Genomic DNA, 21,071 nt, shown 5'->3' with positions numbered 1-21,071 from the left:
CTGGACGTGTCCGGCGCACCGGAGCATTGGGTCCAGTTGCTGCGCGACGCTGGCGTCGTCCCCACCACCCCCAACCCCCGCTCACAAACAACCCCCGCCACCCCCAACGCCCGCTCATATCACAACGAGTCCCGCCCCGGTATCGTCAGCGAGACCTGGACTGCAAGCCCGCTCCGGAACAACGTCCTTGGGCCCCCGCCCCGGTTGCTTCCTCGTTTGACGCTGGGCAAGCGACTCCAGAGGCCGCCCTTTGCTGGCTCCCCAGCGGACCGTGCCATCAGAACCGCAGTGACTCTTTCCGGCCGGCCCGTTCCGACGGCGGCAATCACCACAGGCGAAAAGACGGTCGAAACACCAGTAGCCCCCGTGTTGGAGGCCAAATCCACGCACGCCGCTCAATCGACACTCCCGATCCTGAGACTTCGTGGAATTCCGCCCGTCAATGCCACTGAATTGCCCGCAGCTGCACAAGCAGTGCGGCACCAAAAACCCCCAGCCAGCGCCAAGAAAACCAGCCCACCAAACGCCGGTCCACCAAGCCCGCCCGCGATTCAGCGAGCCACAACACCGCCGCACCAGTCCCCGGAGGCGGCGCCCGCCGCCGTCGTCCGCTTGGAACGGTCTCGTTCAGAACGCTCTCGCCCAGAACGCCAAGGCCACCCGAGCACGACGCCGGACCGCGCCCCGGCCGCACCAACAGCCGGAAACTGGCCCGAGTTGGCCCCGCGCCCCGCACCGCAGCCCGCAGCGGAAGCGGCAACAACAGCAGCGATGGCCCGGGCCGCCCGGCTGAACCGCGAACAGTTGGCGCTCTGACATGGAACGCGTCGCATTCCTGATCGAGGACACCGGGGAACACCTTGGCTGCCTGCTCAATCCGGAAACGGTGGTGATGTCACGAACGGCCGGCGTGGAGCCGCGGCGTTCGGCGGGCGGCAAGCTGACCGGAACGGGCCTCGCCGACGATCCCTTGCTCTTCACGGGCGGCGGGCACACCGAGCTTCGCCTGGATCTCCTGTTCGACGTCGACCTCGCGCCGGCGTCGCTCCATGTCCAGGACGTGCGCCAGATGACGCGGCCCATCTGGGCACTCGCGGAGAACTCGGCCGAGGTGGAGAGGCAACGCCGGCCGCCCTCGGTCCGGTTCGTGTGGGGGCGGGCGTGGAACGTGCCCGGAATCGTGACCGAGGTGGCAGAGCGCTTCGACCGCTTTTCGCCGGACGGCTCCCCCTTGCGTTCGTGGATGCGCATGGTGTTCGTGCGGGTCGGGCAGAGCGCTGACGAGGAAGGCGGCGAGAACTACGAGCTCGCCCAGCGGCTGCCGGCGGTGGACCTGACCGCGCCGCCCGTGGATACGCTCGCGGTGGGCGGCGACGGCAGCACAGACAGGGAAGCAACAGCGCCCGACGGCGGCGAGCTGCTTCCGGAGGTTCCGCCCGGCGAATTGGGGCGCCTCAGCCTGGCCGCCTTTGGCACGCCTCTGCTGTGGAAGTTGCTGCTGGAGTACAACAACATCGACGATCCCGCCCACTTCAACGGCCCCCTTGCCGTTCCCCCGGTTGGCGAGGCGCCATGAGGCGCTCAGTCAAGGGCACAGCCCCATGAGGCAGCTTCAGGTCCTGCCGGAACTCATCGTCACCCTCGGGCGGCGCCGGCTCTCCGCGGCCGAAACCGCGGCGATCATCTCCGTGCAGGTCCTCAGTTCGCTGGCCAGGCCGGCCCAGTGCCTCATCAGCTGGCGCCCCGGTCCGGGACGCTCGGCGACGGCACGCGGCGGCGTGGACCCCGCGCCGGGCGATGCGCTGCGCGTGGAACTCGGCGGCCAACGCACTCCGCTCTTCGTGGGTGAAGTGACGGTGGTGGAGCACAGCTACGGGGCGGATCTTTCGCAGGAAGTGCGGGTCCGCGCCTACGATGCCCTGCACCGGCTGAGGAAACGCCAGTTCACGCGGCTGCACAGCGACGTCGACCTCGCCGGGTTGGCCCGCACACTCGCCGAAGGGACCGGGCTGCGTGTGGTAGGCGGCGCAACCCGGCTCGGTGAGGTATACCAATGTGCGCGCTCGGATTTGAGCCTCTTGGTGGAGCAGAGTGCCCGCGTCGGGGCCTATCCTGTGGTGGACGGCGATGAGCTGCGGCTGGTCGACTTGTCCGGCGAAGGCGAGCCGATCGAGCTGGAACTGGGCGGCAGCCTGCATTCGGCAGAGGTGGAGTTGAGCCAGGAGCCGGCGTATCTCGGTGCCAAAGCCACGGGCTGGCGGTCCGACGACGCCTCGGTGCAACAGGCCTCCGCAGGGAACAGTGGCGCGAAGGCCAACGTCTCTGCAGACCCTGCGCTGGCCAGCGTGGGCGCCGGCGGGGAGCTCCTGCGCGACAACGAGTCGCTCGTTTCCCAGTCCGCGGCTCAAGGCCTGGCCCAGGCGGAACTCGACGTCCGGGTGGCGGGGCAAGTCACCGCAGTCTTCGTGGCCGACGGTGATCCCCGCCTCCGCGCGGGGCGCCGGGTTCGCGTGCGCGGACTCGCGACGTCGCTCGAAGGCACCTACGCGATCGCCACCGCCACTCACAGGCTGGACGGCACGGGCTACGAAACCACCCTCACCACTCGTCCCCCGGAAGCCCCGCCCAGCCGGCGTCCCGACGTCTTCACCCTTGGCACCGTGCTGGACGTTGAGGATCCGGAAGGACGCGGCCGGGCACGGGTCCGGCTCCCAGCGTATCCGCCGCTGGAATCAGCCTGGGCACCGATCCTGGCAACGGGAGCTGGAGCAGGGAAGGGTTTCGTCGTGCCGCCCGCCCCCGAAGACACTGTGCTGGTCCTGCTGCCGGCGACGGATCCGGCCCAGGCCATCATTCTGGGCGGTCTTTACGGACGGGAACAGACCCCGGACAACAGTGTGAACACACCCCGGGACAGCCGCTACACCTTCCGCAGCGCTGACGGGCAGCAGATAGTGCTCGACGGCGGCGGCCGCACCGTCAGTTTCACGGACGGGCACGGTTCAACGGTGGAACTCGGTCCGGAGAAGCTGCGGATCACCTCGGCTACGGACTTGCTTCTGGAGGCACCGGGCAAGGCCATGAGGATCCGGGCCAAGACTGTCGATTTCGAGGAGGCCTGATGCTGAAGTTCCTCGTCGTAGAAGCCATCCTGCGTTGCGGGCACGACGGCAAGGTGGAAAACGTGCCTTCCCAGCAATGGGTCCGCGTTGCCGGTTCGCCGGTTTTGGTTGACAACGACCCCCAAGGACGCAACATCAGCATGTGCCCCAACGTCGGCCTCAACATCAAGCCCTGCAACAAGACGCTGCCGGTGACCAAGGGCTATTCGGGTTTTGTCCGGATCGGCGGCAAGAAGATCTGCTTGGACACCGTGGAGGGCTACACGGACGGAACTCCGCCCGGTGCCGTGAAGTACACGGTCCGGCGGCCGGGCCAGGAATTCGTGGCGGCGGGATCATGAGAGGCGGCGAATCGTGAGCGTCCCCAGGTACAAGTCGGTGGCCTTCGTGCACCCGGATTTCGATGCCCCCACCGGCCTTCCCGGTTTGCGGCTGACCCCCGACGGACGGCTCGCCACTGTCACGGACGCAGCTTCGGTCCGTCAGGCCCTCCTCCTGCTGCTGAGCACCAGGCCCGGCGAGCGCGTCAACCGCCCCACCTACGGCTGCAATCTGATCCGGCTCGCTTTCGCGCCCGCGGATGACACCACGGCAGGCTTGGCCATCCATTATGTTGCCCGGGCCGTGGAGCAATGGGAGCCCCGGATCACCGTCTTGTCCTTGGATGCCTCGCGGTCCACGGAAAGCCCTGAAGTGTTGGAGGTCCGGCTGCGCTACCGAGTCCGTTCCACCCAACTCGAGGACCAGCTTGCCATCGCCCTGCCTGTAGATTCCGGAGGTGCAGCATGAGTATCCCCGTGCCGAATCTTGACGATCGCAGCTTCGCGGACTTGGTGGCCGGTGCCCGCGAGCGCATCCAGCAGATCGCCCCGGAGTGGACGGACCTCTCCGTCCATGATCCCGGCGTCACCATCCTCGAGGCTTTCGCCTACCTCACGGACACCCTGATGTACCGGCTCAACCGGGTCCCGGAAAAGCTGTATGCGGTCTACTTGAACCTGCTTGGCACCAGCCTGTACCCGCCCAGCACCGCCGAAACCATCCTCGAATTCACCCGCGCGTCCGCGGGAAGCAGTACCGACAGCCAGGACATCCGCATCCCCCGCGGAACCCAGGTCAGCTGCCCGCCAGGAGTGCCCGGCGCTCCTCAACCGGTATTCACGACGACGACGGCGGCCGTCCTCGCGGCGGGCCAGCCCAGTGTGCAGGTCCCGGCAGCCGACGTCACCTTGTACGACGCGGTCCCCATCGGCGTCGGGACCGGCCGCCCGGGCCAGAGTTTCGTGATTCCGAACGCGCCCATCGTCTCCGGGGCGGGCTTGTCCATCGCCATTGAAGTCCCAGCGGGCACCCGGTTGAGCAGCGGCGAAGCCGTGTTGGTGGACGGCAAGCCCTTCCGGTTTTGCCGCGAAGTTGAGGCGTTCGCGGACGCCGGCCCGGATGAGGCGCCGGTCCGCATCGACCGGAGCGCCGGCGTCGTAATGTTCGCATGGTGGGACGAAGAGTCCGTAGCCCTGACCGCAGTTGTTCCCGGGCCGGGTGCCGAGGTACGCGCTTGGTACCGCGGCGGCGGAGGGCAGCGCGGCAACGTTGGCGCGGGCCAGTTGACGGTCATGCGCACCCCGCTCCCGGGGCTGAAGGTCAACAACCCGGAACCAGCCACGGGAGGCCGCGACGGTGAATCGCTGGAGAATGCGCTCCGCCGGGCCCCTCAGGATTTCCAGGCCCGGGATAGGGCCGTCACTGTACGCGACTACGAGGGCCTGGCCATGCGCCATGGCGGCGTCGCGCGGGCCCGTGCGTTCACACGACGGGACATCTGGGCCTTCGCCAAACCCGGCGAGGTGGAGGTGGTGCTGGTGCCGTTTGTGCCTGGCGCTTCAGCTTCCGGAGACGCTGGCACCGGCGGCCCTGGTGCCCCCGCTGCAGTCCCTGTTCCTGTGAGTGCCGCCGAGCTGACCGCCCAGGCACGTGAAAGCGTGCGCCTTGAAGTGGAACAGTACTTGCGCCGCCGCTCCACGGTAGGGGCGGAGCCCGTGGTCCGCTGGGGCCTTTACAAGCAAGTGCTGGTGGACGCCAGGATCGTGGTGCGCCCCGATGAGGACGCCGAGGCTGTGAAGTCCAGGATCGTCGGGCGGCTTGCAGAGGGCATCAGTCCGTTGAGTCCAGGCTCTTCCAACTATGGCTCGGGCTTTGGTAAGCCGCTTCGCGTCTCCAACCTCTACCGCGCCATGGAGGAGGCCGAACCGGGAGTCCAGTACGTGGACCGGGTGAGGCTGGAAGTGGACAAGGTTCCGGACACCGATGCCCTGGCGCTGGTTCAGGCCGAAGGACAGGACAACACGTGGTTCGTGGCGCAAGACAGCACCCTTTTCCGCACTACCAATGCGGGCGATGGCTGGGAGGCATGCGCCGAGTTCGCTTCGGAGGCGGCCAGCGAGACGGTAAGGTCCATTGCGCCTTTCCGCTCCCCCGCCCCGGGCCGCTTGGGTGCCGGTGGCTTTGGCCCTGGCGGTTTCGGTCCCGGGCAGCATCCCGGCATGGTTGCTGTCAGCACCGTGACCCCAACGGGATCGCGCATCTACGTCAGCGACGACCTCGGCGAATCGTGGCGGCGGGCCGCGGAACTGGGCTTCGTCGTCGCGGATTTGTGCTGGGTGGACCGGGAAGGAGTTCCGGTGCTGCTCCTCGCTGGCGAGCAGGGTCTCTACGAGTTGCCCATGGTCGAGGGGGCTATCCCGGTCCAGAACGTCGTGGACGCCGCCCAGCCGGACCGCGGTTTCTACGCAGTGGATGCCTTGGTGGACGTGCGCGGCCGCACCGGCGTGGTGGTGGCCGCGGAAGCCTCCGCGGGCGTCTGGCTATCCCCGGAGGCCGGGGCCGCCGGCAGCTTCAAGCAGATCAAGCCAGCGGGCGAGGACATCCGCTGCATGACCGTCCAGTACGACGGCGGCGCGAGCTACGTCTGGCTGGGACGTTCAGTACCTGAAGGTACAGGAACGGGTTGCCTCCGATTGAAGATCGATGAACTCGCCCGCACCCAGTTCGACGACGCCCTCATGGCTTCCTGGGAACAATTCGGCGCGGGCTGGACCGGTGGCAGCTGTTGGGGTGTCCATGTGATGGGCACTGCCGCCTACGCCGCCACCCAGAGCGGAGGCGTGCTACGCCTTCAGCTCGGCCAGGCTGCCGCACAGTGGAGCGTCCCCGATGTCAACTGCAATCTTCCCTTGCGGGACCGGACGCGTTTCGAGCCGGTCCGTGCCGTGTCCGGCATAGTGCGCGACGACGGAACACAGCTGGTGCTCGCGGCTGGCCCCAAGGGGATCTACCGGAGTACGGATAACGCCGTCTCCTGGGCGAGCTGCACGCGGCGGACGGTCGACGACGTCGTGACCCTTCCCGAGACATGGCTGTTCTGCTCGGGTGAGCACCGGATCGAAGTGGTGCATGGCAATGGTTGAACCCGTGCTGCGTAACTCCCCGATGTTGAAGATCCTGCCCGAGATCTACCAAGTGGCCGCTGAAACCAGCACGCCGCTGCAGGCCCTCATCGCCGTGGCGGAGGACATGCAACAGCCTGTCCGGGATGTCTTGGACCGCATCCACACCGTTCCCGATCCCGGCCGCTCGCCGTCGTCGTTCATTCCCTTCCTGTCGCGCTGGGTGGACCTGGACTGGCTGACCCTACCCAGCCCGGAATCGGTGGACTCCGCGGCGGCAGGAGTCCCGTTGGCCCGCCAGCGGGACCTGATTGCGTGCGCGGCCTCGTTGTCCGCGCGCCGCGGCACCGTGGACGGGCTCACCCGCTTCCTGCAGCTGGCCACCGGGATCCCGGGGTTCGACGTCGAATCCGTCCCGGGCGAGTTCCACATCAAGGTTCTGGTCCCCGCGGCTGCCGCCGGGCAAGTGGAGCTGGTCCGCAGAATCGTCAAAGGCATCAAGCCTGCCCACGTGACGGACGAGATCGCGGTGATGGGCACGTGAACGACGAGAACCGGAAGCCCCTCATCGTGGTGATCGTATGCGCCATGACCGCCGTGCTCGTCCTGGTTTTCGGCGTCAGTTGCGGCGGCGGGAACAACAACGCGGCGGCCAGTTGGCAGTCGGGCTTCTCGCAGGCCGCCAAAGGGGCCACCCTCACGGCCTCGGACCTTGTCGGCGCGGGCGGCCAATGCTCTGCGGCGGGAACACAGCTGCTCGTGGTGGGAAGCTGCATTTTCGAAGTCAAGAAATTCGGGGGTCTGTTCGATCTGGGCAGCCCCACCAAGCGTGCCCGGCTGGCCCCCCAGCAAGCCGTCACCGTGACGCTCCTGGTGGAGGGCACGCGAACAGAACAGGACGTGTCTTCCGGGGACACTGTTAGCCTCACCTTCGGCACTTCGGGAGGGCAGTTGGGCATCGCGTGCCGGGTTGTCGGCACGTGTGCGCTCAAGCTCCTGGCAGCAGAAGGATGAGTTCATTGCCTGAAAGGCGGTTGTTGCATGAGCACCATCACCATGACGCTGAGTTCTCCCACGGTAGAACTCAAGGACGGCAAAGGTTCCCTCACGGCGTCTGTGACCAACGGAGCTCCCGGCCCCGAACGCGTGGTGCTCGGAGCCTTTCCCGGTGTGGAGAGCACACCGCCGTCGCCGAGCTACACGACCATCCCCACCCCGTTGCGGACCATCGCCGCCGGAGCCACGGAGCAATACCTGGTCAATTTCGACACCGCCGGTGCCTCGCCCGGCTCTTATCCCGTGAAACTGATCGCCTACTCTGCCGACGACGCTCCCGAGGACTATGCCGACCAGGCCCACCTGGTCACGCTGACCGTCACCAAGCCCGCCGAACCGCCCAAGCCCGCACGCGGATTCCCGTGGCTGTGGGTGATCATCGGCGGCGTCGTGCTTTTGGCGGCCATCGGTGGAGTGATCTGGTTCCTTCTCAAGGACGTCACGGTGCCTGATGTGATGGGAAAGCCGCAAGCGGAAGCGGTGCAGATCCTCAAGGACGCCGGCTTCTCCGCTACCACTGCGGACAAGGAAAGCGATCAAACCGCCGGGACGGTGGTCACGCAGTCTCCGGATGCAAATAAGTCCGCCGGGCGCGGTTCCACGGTCAACCTGGAGATCGCGACACCGGTGAAATCGGTGGTGCCCGCGGTCCTGGGCTCGAGGATCGAAAATGCCCGGACCGCCTTCCAGAACGCGAAAATCCAGCTCGATTTCACCCAGGGCTCCATGTGCCAGGCCTCGCCCGGATTCCTGCAAATCTGCGTTGTAGTGGGGGTAAATCCTGACGTCGGGAGCAAGGTGAACCAGAACGCCCTCGTGCTGGTCCGCACCGAATTACGGCAAAGCGTCATCATCGAGCCGAATCCGATCAACATTTGCATAGTCCAACCGCAGATCTGCGCGGTCAAGCAGTAAGGCGGTCTTGGGGATGCATGTCATCCGGCGCCGAAACGGTGCGGCTCATGAAATGATCAACCATGCGCCCGATGCAGCACTCCAGCAAACTACAGAACGTCCGCTATGAACTCCGTGGGCCCATCCTCCAAGCGGCCAAAACCATGGAGGCCGAAGGGCACCGGATCCTCAAGATGAATCTTGGGGATACCGCGCCGTTTGGACTTGAGGCGCCGGAGTCCGTTGTGGTGGACATGATCCACCACCTCCGTGGCGCCCAGGGGTACAGCGATTCCAAGGGCATCTTCACAGCTCGCACCGCGATTTCGCAGTACTACCAGACCAAGAACCTCATGAACATCGGCGTCGAGGATATCTTCATCGGCAACGGTGTCAGCGAACTGATCTCCATGACGCTGCAGGCCTTCCTGGAGAACGGCGACGAGGTTCTCATCCCCGCGCCGGACTATCCGCTGTGGACGGCAACAGTGACCCTCACGGGCGGCACGCCGGTCCACTATCTCTGCGACGAGGGCCAGAACTGGTGGCCGGACATGTCCGACGTCGAAGCCAAAATCACCAAGCGCACCAAGGCCATCGTCATCATCAATCCGAACAACCCCACGGGCGCGGTGTACCCCCGCCACATCCTGGAGCAGTTCGCGGCCCTGGCCCGCAAGCATGACCTTGTCCTTTTCTCGGACGAGATCTACGAGAAGATCCGTTACGAGGACGCCCAGCACATCCACACGGCATCCGTGGCAGACGACATCTGCGTCCTGACCTTCAGCGGCCTTTCCAAGGCTTACCGTATGCCGGGCTACCGGGCCGGCTGGGTCGCTGTGACCGGCCCGCACGCAGCAACTGCCGAATACCGCGAAGCGTTGGAGCTGTTGGCTTCCCTCCGTTTGTGCTCCAACGTTCCGGCACAGCACGCCATCCAGACCTGCCTGGGCGGCTACCAGAGCATCGAGGAACTCATCAGGCCAGGTGGCCGGCTCCGCGAACAACGGGATCTGGCCTTGAAGCTCCTGACTGCGATCCCCGGCGTGAGCTGCGTTCCGGCGGCCGGGGCCATGTATTTGTTCCCGCGGCTGGATCCTGACGTCTACCCGATCGAAAGTGACGAGCAATTCGTCCTGGACCTCCTGCAGGACCAGAAAATCCTTGTCTCCCACGGCTCTGCCTTCAACTGGCCAAACCCGGACCACTTCCGCTTCGTCATCCTGCCATCCGTCCGCGAGATCGAGGAGGCCGTGCGCAGGATCGCAACCTTCCTGGCCGCCTATCGGAACCGGCCCCAGGAGTAGGGCTAACGAACGTCCGGGACTTTAGTCCCCCGCCGAGCCGCTGACCCGCAGTGCGTTGATGATGGCCGGTATGGATCCGATGAGCATGATGAGGGCCCACACCAAGGCAACCACCACGGTAATGAGCGCCCAGAACTGATCCCCGATGGACACAAGTGGGCCGGGGAGGAAGCTGTGGATGAGGCCAAGAATAAGCTGCAGGAGGACCGATACCAGGAGCAGCACCACGAGCCCGGTGACCTTCAGGAATTTCGGCTGGCTCAAGACCAGCAGGACCGCGAAGACGATCTTCAGCAACAGTAATAGGGCAAGGATGGCCGCGGCCTGGCTCGTGGGAAAACTCCCCCATAACGCCAGGTAGGCAATGGTCCCGAAGGGTGCGGCGACGAACAGGCCGAACATCAGGAACAGCTTCGCCAAGGCCAGGAGGGCTGTGAAGAACGCCCCCACCACCCAGAGAAACGTGACAATCAAGGTGACGATGCCTTGAACCCGTCCGTAAACCCTGAGGTCGATGACCAGGCTGAGCCCGAGCATCACCACCGTGAACAGCAACAGCCCGTCCAGGAACGCAAGGAAACCGATTCCGGCACCCGGGGGCGCAGCTGGCGCGCGTTGGGTCTTGAGGAAGACGTCAAGAGGAACGCCGAGCTTGTCCGCTTGGTCGGGGGTAACGGGATCGATGGCGGTCCCTCCGAGGAGGATCGACAAGCCGATTTCAACCATGACGACGACTGCGAAGACGGCCACTGCCGCAATGAAGAACGGGCGACGCAAGGCGTCCGAGGATGGTCCGTCATGCAGCCCGCCGAGGCCCGATCCGCGCCCCAGCTGCGACCCCCGACCCCACCACGCTGCGGCCATGGCTCCATTGTGGCAGGCGGGCAGTCGAAAACAAGCGGTGGGCCCAAGTTCCGCCCGCTTTCCACTGCATCGGGGTAGCGTTTCCCTATGAACGAGCAGAAGCCTGAAGACGTCTACACACACGGCCACCACGAGTCCGTCGTACGCGCCCATGCCTCCCGCACAGCCGAGAACTCTGCCGCGTTTGTCATCCCGCATCTCACCGCCGGGACATCAGTGCTCGACGTCGGATGCGGACCTGGGAGCATCACGTGCGACTTCGCGGAGCTGGTGGCTCCTGCAAAGGTCGTCGGGCTCGACCGATCCGCCGAGATCGTGGCCCAGGCTGCCTCTCTGGCAGCCGAACGCGGCGTTGAAAACGTGGAATTCGTGACGGGCAACATCTACGATCTGGACTTCGAGGACGAGACCTTCGACCTCGTCCACGCACACCAAGTCCTGCAGCACTTGACCGACCCCGTTGCCGCGCTGCGCGAAATGCGGCGCGTGGCCAAGCCCGGCGCCATCGTGGCAGTGCGCGACGCCGATTTCCACGGCATGAGCTGGTACCCGGAGGTCCGCGAGCTCGACGACTGGATGGAGCTCTACCAGAAGATCGCCCGACGGAACGGTGCAGAGCCCGACGCCGGGCGGCGGCTCGTGTCATGGGCACAGCAGGCGGGCTTCACCGACGTCGCGCCCTCCAGCAGCAACTGGCTCTACGCCACCGCGCAACAGCGCCGCTGGCAGTCGCGGGTGTGGAGCGAGCGCGTCCTGCACTCCGCCTTTGCCGAGCAGGCCCTGGAATACGGGCTGGCCAACGAGGCTGACCTGGCCAGAATTGCCGCCGGTTGGCACCGTTGGGGCTCCACCGATGATGGCTACTTCCTGATCCCGAACGGGGAAGTCATCGCACGGGCGTAGCAGTCTGCGGGCAGCCGGCCGCCAAAAGTTTCTTGGGATTTTCCATCAATCCATGTCGAAAACCGTCCCGTAGTTCCGACCCATGAACGAAAGCGCCCACACGGAGCGCCCCTGATAAGGAGTTCGAGATGAAGTACATGATCATGATGTTTGGTTCCGCCGAGGGCATGATGAAGGCTGCGGATCCCGAATGGATCAGGGAAATGATCGGGTTCATGATCCAGATCGACAAGGATCTCAGCGATTCAGGCGAGATGGTGTTCAACGCCGGACTGGCCGACCCCGGCACTGCCAAGCTGGTCAAGCAGACGGACAGTGGGGTCATCACCACCGATGGACCTTTCGCCGAGGCCAAGGAATCCCTCATCGGCTACTGGGTGGTGGACGTCGCCAGCGAGGAACGGGCAGTGGAAATCTGCTCCAGCATCGTGAAGTACGCACCGGTTGTGGAGCTGCGCCGCGTCCAGGACGCGCCGCCGGAGGTCTAGCGCTTGGCCGAACCTTCCGGGGAATCCACGGTGGAGGACCTGCTGCGCACGCTCGCGCCGCAGGTCCTCGGCGTGCTCATCCGCAGGCACGGGCAATTTGCCGAGTGCGAAGATGCCGTCCAGGACGCCCTGCTCGAGGCAGCAATGCAATGGCCCGCCTCCGGTGTTCCGGACAACCCGAGATCGTGGCTGCTCACGGTCGCCACTCGGCGGTTGGTGGACTACTGGCGCAGCGAAAGTGCCCGACAGGCACGCGAACAACGCGCGGCGGCTCTGGGACCGCCGTCTCGCGAGGACCCTTCCTCGGCCAGTGGCGCGGAAGGGTTCGCAGAAGACACCCTCACCCTCCTTTTCCTGTGCTGCCACCCCGCCCTCTCAGCACCCTCGCAGCTGGCACTGACATTGCGGGCGATCGGAGGGCTCACGACGGCGGAGATCGCCAGCGCGTTCTTTGTCCCGGAAGCCACCATGGGCCAGAGGATCAGCCGGGCCAAGCAGAACATCAAGAAGGCCGGAGCCCATTTCGAGCTCCCGGAACCCGGCGAGCGAAAGGCGCGGCTCGGCGTCGTACTCCACGTCCTGTACCTGATCTTCAACGAGGGTTACGCGGCAAGTTCCGGCCCCTCCATGCAGCGCGAAGACCTCACCGCCGAGGCCATCCCCCTTACCCGGCTCCTCCGGGGACTGCTCCCGGGCGAGCTCGAAGTGGGCGGACTGCTTGCCCTGATGCTCCTCACCGACTCGCGGCGACGGGCGAGGTCCCTCCCGGACGGAATGCTGGTGCCGCTCGCGGAACAGGATTGCCGGCTGTGGGACTCGGCGCAGATCGCCGAGGGCCTTGAACTCTTGTCAACAGTGCTGGGGGTTGGGCGTCCTGGACCCTACCAACTGCAGGCCGCGATCGCTGCGGTCCATGCCGAGGCGGCGTCCGCGGAGCAGACCGACTGGCCGCAGATCCTGGCGTTGTACACGGTGCTCGAAGCCATGGCCCCAAGCCCGGTGGTGGCACTGAACCGAGCAGTCGCCGTGGCAATGGTTGAAGGGCCGCGGGCGGCCCTTCAGCTGTTGGATGGGCTTGGGACAGGGCTGGGAGACTGGCACAGGCTCGACGCAGTTCGCGGGCACTTGCTCGAAATGTCCGGTGACCTTCCGGGCGCCCGGGAGTGTCTTCTCGCCGCGGCAAGGAAAACGGGGAGCCTGCAGGAACGGCAGTATCTCCTGGTGAAGGCGGCCAAGCTGGGGCAGTTGTCCACATAGGAAAAATGACCTCTGTTGGCGGCCCGCGGCCGTGAATAGCCTCAAAACATGATCATCCAAGCAGGCTTTGACCTACAGATTCTCGCCCGTCCGCTCATCGACCAAGAAGAAAAGCTCTACCCAAGGCTCGTGGTGATCGGCCTCGACGCCGAGATGCAGCTGGAAAGCATCCGGGTTGTCACAGAGTCCTTCGAGGGCAGCTTGAATCCGTTCCAGGACGCCATCCTGGAACATCTGGATCTCGAGGGCTCAACTTATTTTGCGATCGCGCACGCCGGAATCTGGGCCGAGGACGATTATTACGATGAGCAGCCAATCCTCCAGGAGGCGAAGAAACTCAAGGGCATTGCCGAAGAGCGCGGGTTTCACATGATCGGTCATTTTGGCATCGACGAGACCGGATATATGTCCAATGGCCCGCGCTCCTACTTCGACCAGTATTTACTTGGCGACGATCTCCCGGACACGATGCTCCACTGGGTGCATTCGAGGTTTGGCAAGTGTGCCTGAGCTTCGGCGAGCGGGGGCCGCGAGCATCCAACGCGCCACTGGGCCTTACGCCGTACGGGTTGACCAAGTATGCTTGGTCAACATGGCGCAATACAACGTTCAGGAGGCAAAGACCCGCCTTTCTGAACTCCTCAACATGGTTGAGCGGGGCGAAGATGTGGTTATCGCCAAGGCCGGCAAGCCCGTTGCACGGCTCGTGAAGATCGAGCGGCCCACCAAGCGCCGCCTTGGATTCGTCAAAGGACAACTTCCGGACAATTTCCTAGAGCCGATGGATGAGGAGGAACTTGCGCTGTGGGAAGCACCCGTTACCTCCTCGACACGCATGCCCTGATCTGGGCCCTCACGGAACCACGGAAGCTCTCACCCAAGGCAAGACGTGCAATCCAGTCATTCGACAACCGTCTCGTGGCATCATCCGCCAGCGCCTACGAGATCGGCTACAAGCACAAGCTGGGTAAGCTTGCGGGTTTAGACGGACTGCTCCTGGGCTATGCCCGGCACGTCGCCGAACTGTGCAACGAGGAGCTGTCCATTCGGAGCGTCCATGCGCTCGCGGCCGGGCACCTCGACTGGGAGCATCGGGACCCCTTCGACAGGCTGATCGCTGCACAGGCCATCGTGGAATCGATGGTGGTCATCACGGCCGATCAGGAATTCCATAGCTTCCCCTTGGTCGAGACGCTCTGGTAACCGCTCGTCCGGGCACACCATCAACGCGTCCCGGCGCCCCGTCCTACGGGCATAAGCTGGATTGGTGCAAATTTCGCTTTGGCTGGCCCTGGTAGGCGCCGGCACCCTGATCAGTTTCACTCCCGGCGCGGGCGCCATCTCCACCATGAGCAACTCGCTCAACTCCGGATTCCGCCGCTCCATCTGGGGAGTCCTGGGCCAACAGGCGGCACTGATCATCCATATCCTGATCGTGGCTCTCGGGGTAGGTGTTCTGGTCTCGAGCTCACCCGTGGTTTTCAACGTCATCCGCTACACGGGGGCGGCATATCTGGTGTACATGGGCATCCGGCAGTTCCTGCACCGGCCGGACCTGGACAAGGAAGAAGTGGAATCCCGGCGCAACGAACCGGCGTGGTCCATGTTCCAGCGAGGCGTTTGGGTCAACCTGCTCAATCCCAAGGCGATCGTCTTCTTCCTGGCCTTCATGCCCCAATTCATCCGCCCCGAGCAGCCGCTGATTCCGCAGTATTTGATCCTCAGCACCACGATCGTTTTCATCGACATCTGCGTCATGTGGTTCTTCTTCGCCTTGGCAGCCCGTTCATTTCAACGGTTCACGCACAACGAGCACGGGCAAAAGGTCCTCAACCGCACGTTCGGAGTGCTGTTCATGTCCGTGGGTGTGCTGCTCGCCGTCATCCACTAAAACAAATCGATTGCTCCCCACAGGCTCCCAGCCTTCGCAAGCTCAGGCCGGGGCCCTCGCCGGCGTGGGCCCAAACTGTCGTATTGAAACCTCAGAACGACTGTTACGCAGCACTCGTTTGTTGTCGGGCAGGCCGCCAACCGGCTTGGATCAGTGCCGTCCGGATCTTGGCTACGGCAGCTTTCGCATCGTTGAACATGTGGCGCTTTGAGATCCGGACCTCCGTCCAGCCCAGCGCCTCATACCGTTCCGAACGGCTGATGTCCCGCACCACTTGTGCTTCGTTGCCGTGGCCCTCGCCCTCGTATTCGATGCCGATTTTGTACTTCTTGTACGACAAGTCAGGCTGCAGGAACCTCCCGCCGTCCTTGGCCTCAACCGGCACATTGAGTGCGGGTTCCGGCAGGCCTGCCCTCACGATCGCGAGGCGGAGCAATGACTCCTGCGGCGAATCCGAGCCTATCCGGATCAGTTGGATGGCTACTTTGGCTTTGTGTAGCCCTCTCTTGCCTTTATGGCGATCGATCATTTGCTGAAGATCCGCGAGAGTGCACAGCGGCGCGTCCCGCCCTTCGAATTCAACCCGCGGTATCCGCACACAGCTGTCCCCCATGACCACCAATTCGTCCACGGTCAGTATCTCGGCCATGTCCAGCCAGGTGCGCTCCACAGTGGTGACAGGGACGCCATCAACCGTAGTGACCTCGTCCTCATAGAGCTTCATGCGGTGCACGACGACGTGTGGCCGGTTGAGATGGGCAGCACCCTCGGGGCGGATCACATGGAACATTTGCGCTGGCTCCTTCTGGAGACGTCGCGGCAAGCCAAGAAGTTCTGCCGCCGTGAGGTGGGATGCGGCGCATCGCTCATTGACCTCGACGAAAGGGCGCACGCGGACGCTCAAGGGGAGCTCCGCCGTCGGGCTCTCGGAACGGATTCCCTTGCCGAGTCTCTTCAGAGAGCCGTGCCGCAGACGTCTCGGACTGACACCCTCCCGGGCCGCCTCAGCAATAGTGAACGGCCGCGTCTCGAGGCTCACGGAGAGGCGACGTGGGGTTTTCATGACCCCATCAGAGCAGAAAACGGCCTACCTCGCAGAAGTTATCCACAGCCTTCATCGATTGCTCCCCACCGGCTCCCAGCCTTCGCAAGCTCAGGCCGGGGCCCTCGCCGGCGTGGGCCCCCAGAACGGTCGTTTTGGAGCCTCAAAACGACAATTACTCAGCAATCGATGGGGAAAAGGCCGTGGAGCCGCGCACCACCAACGAGCTCTCTAGGGTCAGTTGCGGCGGGTCCAGCTCACGGCCTTCCATCAGCCCCCGGAGTTGTTCGCCCGCCTTTAGTCCCAGGGGCGTGGCCGGCAGATGCACACTGGTCAGGCTCGGGTTGCTCGTGGCCGAATACGGCAGGTCATCGAAGCCCGCAACGGCGAGTTCCTCCGGAATCCGGACCCCGGCCACTCGGGCCTCCTGCAACACGCCGTAGGCGTGGGTGTCAGTTCCGCAAACGACGGCGGTGACCCCGGCGCGCTGCCAGTCCGGCCACGCGGCGGCGAAGGCAGCCGCGGCAGCGCCGACGTCGATGGTGGTACTGATGATGTGCGCGTCCGCAACGGAAATACCGCAGGAATTGGCTTCATCCAGGAACGCCGCCCGGCGCACCTCGAAGGTGGCCGTGCCGGTCACGCTGTCCACGTAGGCAACTCGCTTGTGCCCGGAGGCCGCAAGGTGCGCGGCCAATTCACGGGCGCCATGTGCGACGTCGAGGTTGACGGACGGAGCATAGGCTTCGAGGCCCGGCGCATCGAGAAGAACCAGCGGCCCGGCAACCGAAAGATCCTCCAGGAAGCTTGCATTGGGCGCGTCCACCAGCAGGCCCGCAGGGCGAAGGGCCAGGAGCTTTCGGACGTCCTCCGCACGGGGGAACTCACCGGCATCGGTCACAGAGAGCAGCAGTTGGTACTCGGAACCGAGCGATTCCCGGACTCCGGCGATGACCTTGGCGAAAAAGGGGTTGGAAATGTCCGGCGCCACAAGGATCACGATCGAGCTCACGCCCTTGGCCAAAGAACTGCCGATGCCATCCACCACGTAGCCGAGTTCGGCGATGGCCTCGCGGACCCGCGAAATGTTGTCTTCGGACACTCTGCCCTGGGTCTTGCCGTTGGCAACCAGGGACACCGTCGCAGTCGAGACCCCTGCCAGGGAGGCCACCATCGCCGCGGTGACACGCTGCGTACGGCCTAAGGCCCGATGCATTGGTTCCGCGGATTCCATACAACGATCGTAGCGGGGAATCGGCCCCTCCCCACGCCGCAAGGCATCAAGCGCTTGACGCAATTAGCGTTAAGCGTTTGACGTGAGGCGCAGGCCAGTGCCAGAATTCCCCTGAATGCTTTAGCGCCCTGCCTCGGCAGGCCCCAATGACGTGGAGATGAACATGGATCCCAACACCATGACCCCTGAACGCAAGAAGATCATCCTGGACTGTGATCCCGGGCACGATGACGCAGTGGCCCTGCTGCTGGCCCACGGCAACCCGGACATCGAACTGCTCGCCGTTACCACGGTGGTGGGGAACCAAACCCTGGAAAAGGTCACCCGAAACGCCCTCTCCGTGGGCACCATCGCCGGCATCACAGGTGTTCCCTTTGCCGCCGGCTGCGACCGCCCACTCGTCCGCTCCATAGAAACCGCGCCGGACATCCACGGCGAAACCGGCATGGACGGGCCCGAACAGCCCAAATCCGCTATCGAACTGGACCCGCGCCACGCCGTCGACCTCATCATCGAAACGATCATGGCGCACGAGCCGGGCACCGTTACCCTCGTCCCGACGGCGGGACTCACAAACATCGCCATGGCCGCCCGCAAGGAGCCGCGCATCGTTGAACGCGTCAAGGAAGTTGTCCTCATGGGCGGCGGCTACCACGTTGGCAATTGGAGCGCCGTGGCGGAATTCAACATCATCATTGACCCCGAGGCCGCGCACATCGTCTTTAACGAAAAGTGGCCCGTGGTGATGGTCGGTTTGGACCTCACGCACCAGGCGCTGGCCACTCCCGACGTCGTCGGGAAGATCGCCGCCGTGGGCACCAAGCCGGCCAAGTTCGTCATGGAACTGATGGAGTTCTTCACCAAGACCTACAAGGATGCACAGGGCTTCGACTATCCCCCGGTGCACGATCCCTGCGCCGTGGCCTACGTCATCGACCCCACCGTGATGACTACCCGCAAAGTCCCCGTTGACATCGAACTGCAGGGCAAGCTCACCCTTGGCATGACCGTGGCAGATTTCCGCGCCCCAGCGCCGGCCGACTGCCACACCTCCGTCGCCGTCGACCTTGACCACGAGAAGTTCTGGAACCTCGTAACCGACGCGATCATCCGCATCGGGGAGCCCGACGCCGGGGCTCCCGCCACCATTAGCGGCGACGCCGTCGTCGCCAGCGGCATCGCAGGAGAGGCCAAGTAAATGACCACCCTCATCAACGAAACCAAGACAAGCCGCGGCAACGTCGCGGCCCTCATGGTCGCCCTGCTGGCAGCCTGCGTAGCCTTCCAGCTCAACGCGTCCATGCTCAGCCCGGCACTGGTCACCATGGGAAACGAGCTCCACACGGACCAGGCGGTCATCGGCCTCTCCCAGACCTGGTTCTTCACGGCAGCAGCTTTGTTCTCGCTCTTCCTGCCGCGCCTGAGCGACATCGTCGGCCGCAAGAAGATCCTCCTCGGCATGATGCTGCTGATGGCCGTCGGCTCGGTCATCGCAGCCATGGCGCCCGACGTTACATGGCTCTTCGTGGGCCGCATCGTCCAGGGCGTCAGTGGCCCCACCGTGCCGCTGTGCCTCATCATGCTGCGCTCCGCGGTCAACAACCCGCGCAAGTACGGAGCCTTGATGGGCCTCATCACGGCAGTCAACGGCGGCGTTGCGGGCGTCGACTCCTTTGTAGGCGGTTACTTCGCCGAACACTTCGGATTCCGCAGCATCTTCTGGCTTATGGTCGGTCTCGCAATCGTGGCCACGACCCTGGTCGCCATCCTTGCTGGCGAGAGCAAGCCCGCCGCAGGCACAACCATGGATTGGCTCGGCGTGTTCTTCATAGTCATCGCGGTGGGCGCACTCCTGACAGCCCTCAATGAGGGGTCCAAGCTGGTCGGCGCCTTCTCTTCCGGAACGCTGATGCTGGCCATCGGGCTGATTGTGGTCGCTGCTGCCGCGTTCGCCGCGTTCTGGACAGTCGAGAAGCGGTCCAAGGAACCGATGGTGGAAACCGTCCACCTGCGCCAGCGTTCCACCTGGGCGCCGCTGCTGACCACCACCCTCGCCATGACCGGCATCTTCGCAGTCATCAACGGCATCGTCCCGGCCTACGTCCAGGCCGCGGCACCGGGATTCGGGGTTGGCCCCACCGAGATGTCCCTCATGATCCTCACGCCTTACGCCCTGCTCGGCTGGGTATTCGGACCCATCAGCGGCCGGCTCGCCCCGGTGCTCGGCTACACCAAAGTCCTGCGCATCGGCATGCTGGGAAGCATCGCGGCCCTCGCCGTCATCGCGTTCTTCGGACTCAGCAGCCTGCCCCTCATGATCGTGGGAACGGCGTTGCTCGGCATCATGTATGCCGGTACCGTCAACATCATGCTCAACGGACTCGGAGTTGTCCTCTCCCCCGCCGGCAACCCCGGCTTCCTGCCCGGCATGAACGCCGGAGCCTTCAACCTCGGCGCCGGCCTGAGCTTCCTGGTGTTGCCGGCGGTCCTTGTGGCGACCTCGGCGCTTGGTGACGCCAAGGCCTCGTACTTGACTGTCGTCGTCGTCGGCCTGGCCATCACAGTTGCCGCCTTCGCGGCATCGCTGCTCATCCCCAAGCCCCTCGAAGCCGAGGTTGAAAAGTGAACCGAAGGATCGTCGTCGTCGGGTCCTTGAATGCGGACCTGACCATCTATTGCGAGCGGCTCCCGCTCCCGGGTGAAACCGTCCACGGCAACGGCTTCGCGGTCAATCCCGGCGGCAAGAGCGCCAACCAGGCCGTCGCGGCGAGCAAGCTGGGCGGCACGGTGAGCCTGATCGGCGCGGTCGGAAACGACCCCAACGGTGACATGCTCCTTGCCTCCACGCAAGGGGCCGGCGTGGACGTTTCGCGCGTCCGCCGTTCCGCGGATGTCGCCACCGGCGTCGCGGTCATCGCGGTAGACGCGAACGGTGAGAACAACATCATCATTTCGGCAGGCGCCAACGGAACGCTCGCCCCGGCGGATGTGTCGGCGGACGCCTTCGACGACGCCGCGGTGCTCTGCCTCTGCCTGGAGGTCAGCCTTGAGACTGTGGAGGCTGCCGCCAAAACAGCGCACGACGCCGGCGCAACCGTTCTGTTGAACCTCTCGCCGTACGCCGAGATCCCGCAAAGCCTGGCCGCCTTGAGCGATGTACTGCTGGTGAACGCCCATGAAGCGTCCATGTTCCTGGGCGACGCCGAAATGCCGCACCCGGGGGCGCATGCAAGCGCCTGGGAGTCGGTCCGAAGCCAGTTCGCCGAGCGCGGATTGCAACGGGTATTGGTTACCCTCGGCTCGCACGGCTCGGTGGTGTTGGATTCGCTCGCCGCATCCGGGGAACAGATCTCCCGGATCGCGCCCACGAAGGTCAATGCCGTGGATACGACCGGTGCGGGTGACGCTTTCACCGGTGCCGTCGCTGCCCGCCTCGCAGTAGGCGTAACCCTGGCCGAAGCCGCGGCGTTCGCATCGGTGGCCGCAGCGCTCGCCACCACCAAGAAGGGCACCCAGGCCGCCTACCCCGGCGCTGAGGAAGTCCTGGAGCACTTGCGGATTTCCTGA

General features: G+C 64.8%; 22 protein-coding genes. 19 read left to right on the top strand and 3 right to left on the bottom strand.

The genetic code is table 11. The features are described from left to right. Positions 1–817 precede the first annotated feature (817 nt). From ACSVHC_RS13165 to ACSVHC_RS13125, 9 genes are all read left to right on the top strand, one after another. Positions 818–1,576 carry a CIS tube protein gene (locus tag ACSVHC_RS13165; RefSeq protein ID WP_437771607.1) on the top strand — a complete coding sequence of 253 codons (759 nt, stop codon included), beginning with the start codon at positions 818–820 and terminating at the stop codon, positions 1,574–1,576. 25 nt (positions 1,577–1,601) lie between these two features. Further along, positions 1,602–3,122, top strand: a complete 1,521-nt coding sequence (locus ACSVHC_RS13160) for a phage baseplate assembly protein V (protein ID WP_439180999.1) — start codon at positions 1,602–1,604, stop codon at positions 3,120–3,122. Further along, positions 3,122–3,463: a hypothetical protein gene (locus ACSVHC_RS13155; protein ID WP_437771609.1), complete on the top strand. Its 342-nt coding sequence runs from the start codon at positions 3,122–3,124 to the stop codon at positions 3,461–3,463. Before ACSVHC_RS13160 ends, ACSVHC_RS13155 begins: the two co-directional genes overlap by 1 nt. Before the next feature lie 13 nt (positions 3,464–3,476). Then, complete coding sequence (locus tag ACSVHC_RS13150) at positions 3,477–3,911, top strand: GPW/gp25 family protein (RefSeq protein ID WP_437771610.1); 435 nt, start codon at positions 3,477–3,479, stop codon at positions 3,909–3,911. Further along, entirely contained in the window at positions 3,908–6,586 is a 2,679-nt protein-coding gene (locus ACSVHC_RS13145) for a baseplate J/gp47 family protein (RefSeq protein WP_437771611.1), read from the top strand. Before ACSVHC_RS13150 ends, ACSVHC_RS13145 begins: the two co-directional genes overlap by 4 nt. Beyond that, a complete protein-coding gene (locus ACSVHC_RS13140; RefSeq protein WP_439180998.1) occupies positions 6,573–7,109 on the top strand; it encodes a phage tail protein in 537 nt (178 codons plus the stop codon). Before ACSVHC_RS13145 ends, ACSVHC_RS13140 begins: the two co-directional genes overlap by 14 nt. Further along, the gene (locus ACSVHC_RS13135; RefSeq protein WP_439180997.1) at positions 7,106–7,579 is read left to right on the top strand and encodes a hypothetical protein; all 474 of its coding nucleotides are present in this window, start codon (positions 7,106–7,108) and stop codon (positions 7,577–7,579) included. Before ACSVHC_RS13140 ends, ACSVHC_RS13135 begins: the two co-directional genes overlap by 4 nt. 27 nt (positions 7,580–7,606) lie before the next feature. After that, on the top strand, positions 7,607–8,536 hold the full coding sequence (locus tag ACSVHC_RS13130; RefSeq protein ID WP_437771614.1) for a PASTA domain-containing protein: 930 nt from the start codon (positions 7,607–7,609) through the stop codon (positions 8,534–8,536). Between the two features lie 62 nt (positions 8,537–8,598). Further along, complete coding sequence (locus tag ACSVHC_RS13125; RefSeq protein ID WP_437771615.1) at positions 8,599–9,825, top strand: pyridoxal phosphate-dependent aminotransferase; 1,227 nt, start codon at positions 8,599–8,601, stop codon at positions 9,823–9,825. Positions 9,826–9,846: 21 nt separating this feature from the next. Here the strand turns inward: ACSVHC_RS13125 and ACSVHC_RS13120 are convergent, their stop codons facing one another. Beyond that, a complete protein-coding gene (locus tag ACSVHC_RS13120) occupies positions 9,847–10,689 on the bottom strand; it encodes a hypothetical protein (RefSeq protein ID WP_437771616.1) in 843 nt (280 codons plus the stop codon). Between the two features lie 87 nt (positions 10,690–10,776). On the opposite strand from ACSVHC_RS13120, the gene ACSVHC_RS13115 reads away from it, so the two are divergent. The 7 genes from ACSVHC_RS13115 (at position 10,777) to ACSVHC_RS13085 (ending at position 15,228) form a co-directional block, all read left to right on the top strand. After that, positions 10,777–11,592, top strand: a complete 816-nt coding sequence (locus ACSVHC_RS13115) for a methyltransferase domain-containing protein (protein WP_345448445.1) — start codon at positions 10,777–10,779, stop codon at positions 11,590–11,592. 128 nt (positions 11,593–11,720) lie between these two features. After that, positions 11,721–12,080, top strand: a complete 360-nt coding sequence (locus ACSVHC_RS13110) for a YciI family protein (protein ID WP_437771617.1) — start codon at positions 11,721–11,723, stop codon at positions 12,078–12,080. Between the two features lie 3 nt (positions 12,081–12,083). Next, positions 12,084–13,337: an RNA polymerase sigma factor gene (locus tag ACSVHC_RS13105; RefSeq protein ID WP_439180996.1), complete on the top strand. Its 1,254-nt coding sequence runs from the start codon at positions 12,084–12,086 to the stop codon at positions 13,335–13,337. A gap of 48 nt (positions 13,338–13,385) precedes the next feature. Then, positions 13,386–13,847, top strand: a complete 462-nt coding sequence (locus tag ACSVHC_RS13100) for a hypothetical protein (RefSeq protein WP_437771619.1) — start codon at positions 13,386–13,388, stop codon at positions 13,845–13,847. 82 nt (positions 13,848–13,929) lie between these two features. Next, positions 13,930–14,181: a type II toxin-antitoxin system Phd/YefM family antitoxin gene (locus ACSVHC_RS13095; protein WP_437771620.1), complete on the top strand. Its 252-nt coding sequence runs from the start codon at positions 13,930–13,932 to the stop codon at positions 14,179–14,181. Then, the gene (locus ACSVHC_RS13090) at positions 14,142–14,540 is read left to right on the top strand and encodes a type II toxin-antitoxin system VapC family toxin (RefSeq protein WP_437771621.1); all 399 of its coding nucleotides are present in this window, start codon (positions 14,142–14,144) and stop codon (positions 14,538–14,540) included. The genes ACSVHC_RS13095 and ACSVHC_RS13090 overlap by 40 nt, the downstream gene beginning before the upstream one ends. Before the next feature lie 64 nt (positions 14,541–14,604). Further along, positions 14,605–15,228: a LysE family transporter gene (locus ACSVHC_RS13085; RefSeq protein WP_439180995.1), complete on the top strand. Its 624-nt coding sequence runs from the start codon at positions 14,605–14,607 to the stop codon at positions 15,226–15,228. A gap of 103 nt (positions 15,229–15,331) precedes the next feature. On the opposite strand, the gene ACSVHC_RS13080 is transcribed toward ACSVHC_RS13085, so the two are convergent. Both ACSVHC_RS13080 and ACSVHC_RS13075 read right to left on the bottom strand, forming a co-directional pair. Further along, positions 15,332–16,291: a hypothetical protein gene (locus ACSVHC_RS13080; protein WP_437771623.1), complete on the bottom strand. Its 960-nt coding sequence runs from the start codon at positions 16,289–16,291 to the stop codon at positions 15,332–15,334. A gap of 154 nt (positions 16,292–16,445) precedes the next feature. Further along, positions 16,446–17,444: a LacI family DNA-binding transcriptional regulator gene (locus ACSVHC_RS13075; RefSeq protein ID WP_437774094.1), complete on the bottom strand. Its 999-nt coding sequence runs from the start codon at positions 17,442–17,444 to the stop codon at positions 16,446–16,448. Positions 17,445–17,667: 223 nt separating this feature from the next. On the opposite strand from ACSVHC_RS13075, the gene uriH reads away from it, so the two are divergent. From uriH to ACSVHC_RS13060, 3 genes are read left to right on the top strand one after another with little or no spacing between them, the layout of a single operon-like run. Next, positions 17,668–18,702 carry a uridine-preferring nucleoside hydrolase UriH gene (uriH, locus tag ACSVHC_RS13070; protein ID WP_437771624.1) on the top strand — a complete coding sequence of 345 codons (1,035 nt, stop codon included), beginning with the start codon at positions 17,668–17,670 and terminating at the stop codon, positions 18,700–18,702. Then, on the top strand, positions 18,703–20,130 hold the full coding sequence (gene uriT, locus ACSVHC_RS13065) for a uridine transporter UriT (RefSeq protein ID WP_437771625.1): 1,428 nt from the start codon (positions 18,703–18,705) through the stop codon (positions 20,128–20,130). Next, positions 20,127–21,071, top strand: coding sequence for a ribokinase (locus ACSVHC_RS13060; RefSeq protein ID WP_437771626.1), 945 nt, complete (start codon positions 20,127–20,129; stop codon positions 21,069–21,071). The genes uriT and ACSVHC_RS13060 overlap by 4 nt, the downstream gene beginning before the upstream one ends.

It is taken from the genome of Arthrobacter sp. KNU-44, assembly GCF_051843155.1.
Lineage (GTDB): Bacteria > Actinomycetota > Actinomycetes > Actinomycetales > Micrococcaceae > Arthrobacter.
Note: the sequence above shows the minus strand (reverse complement) of the source record. Positions and strands in the feature narration are given on the sequence as shown.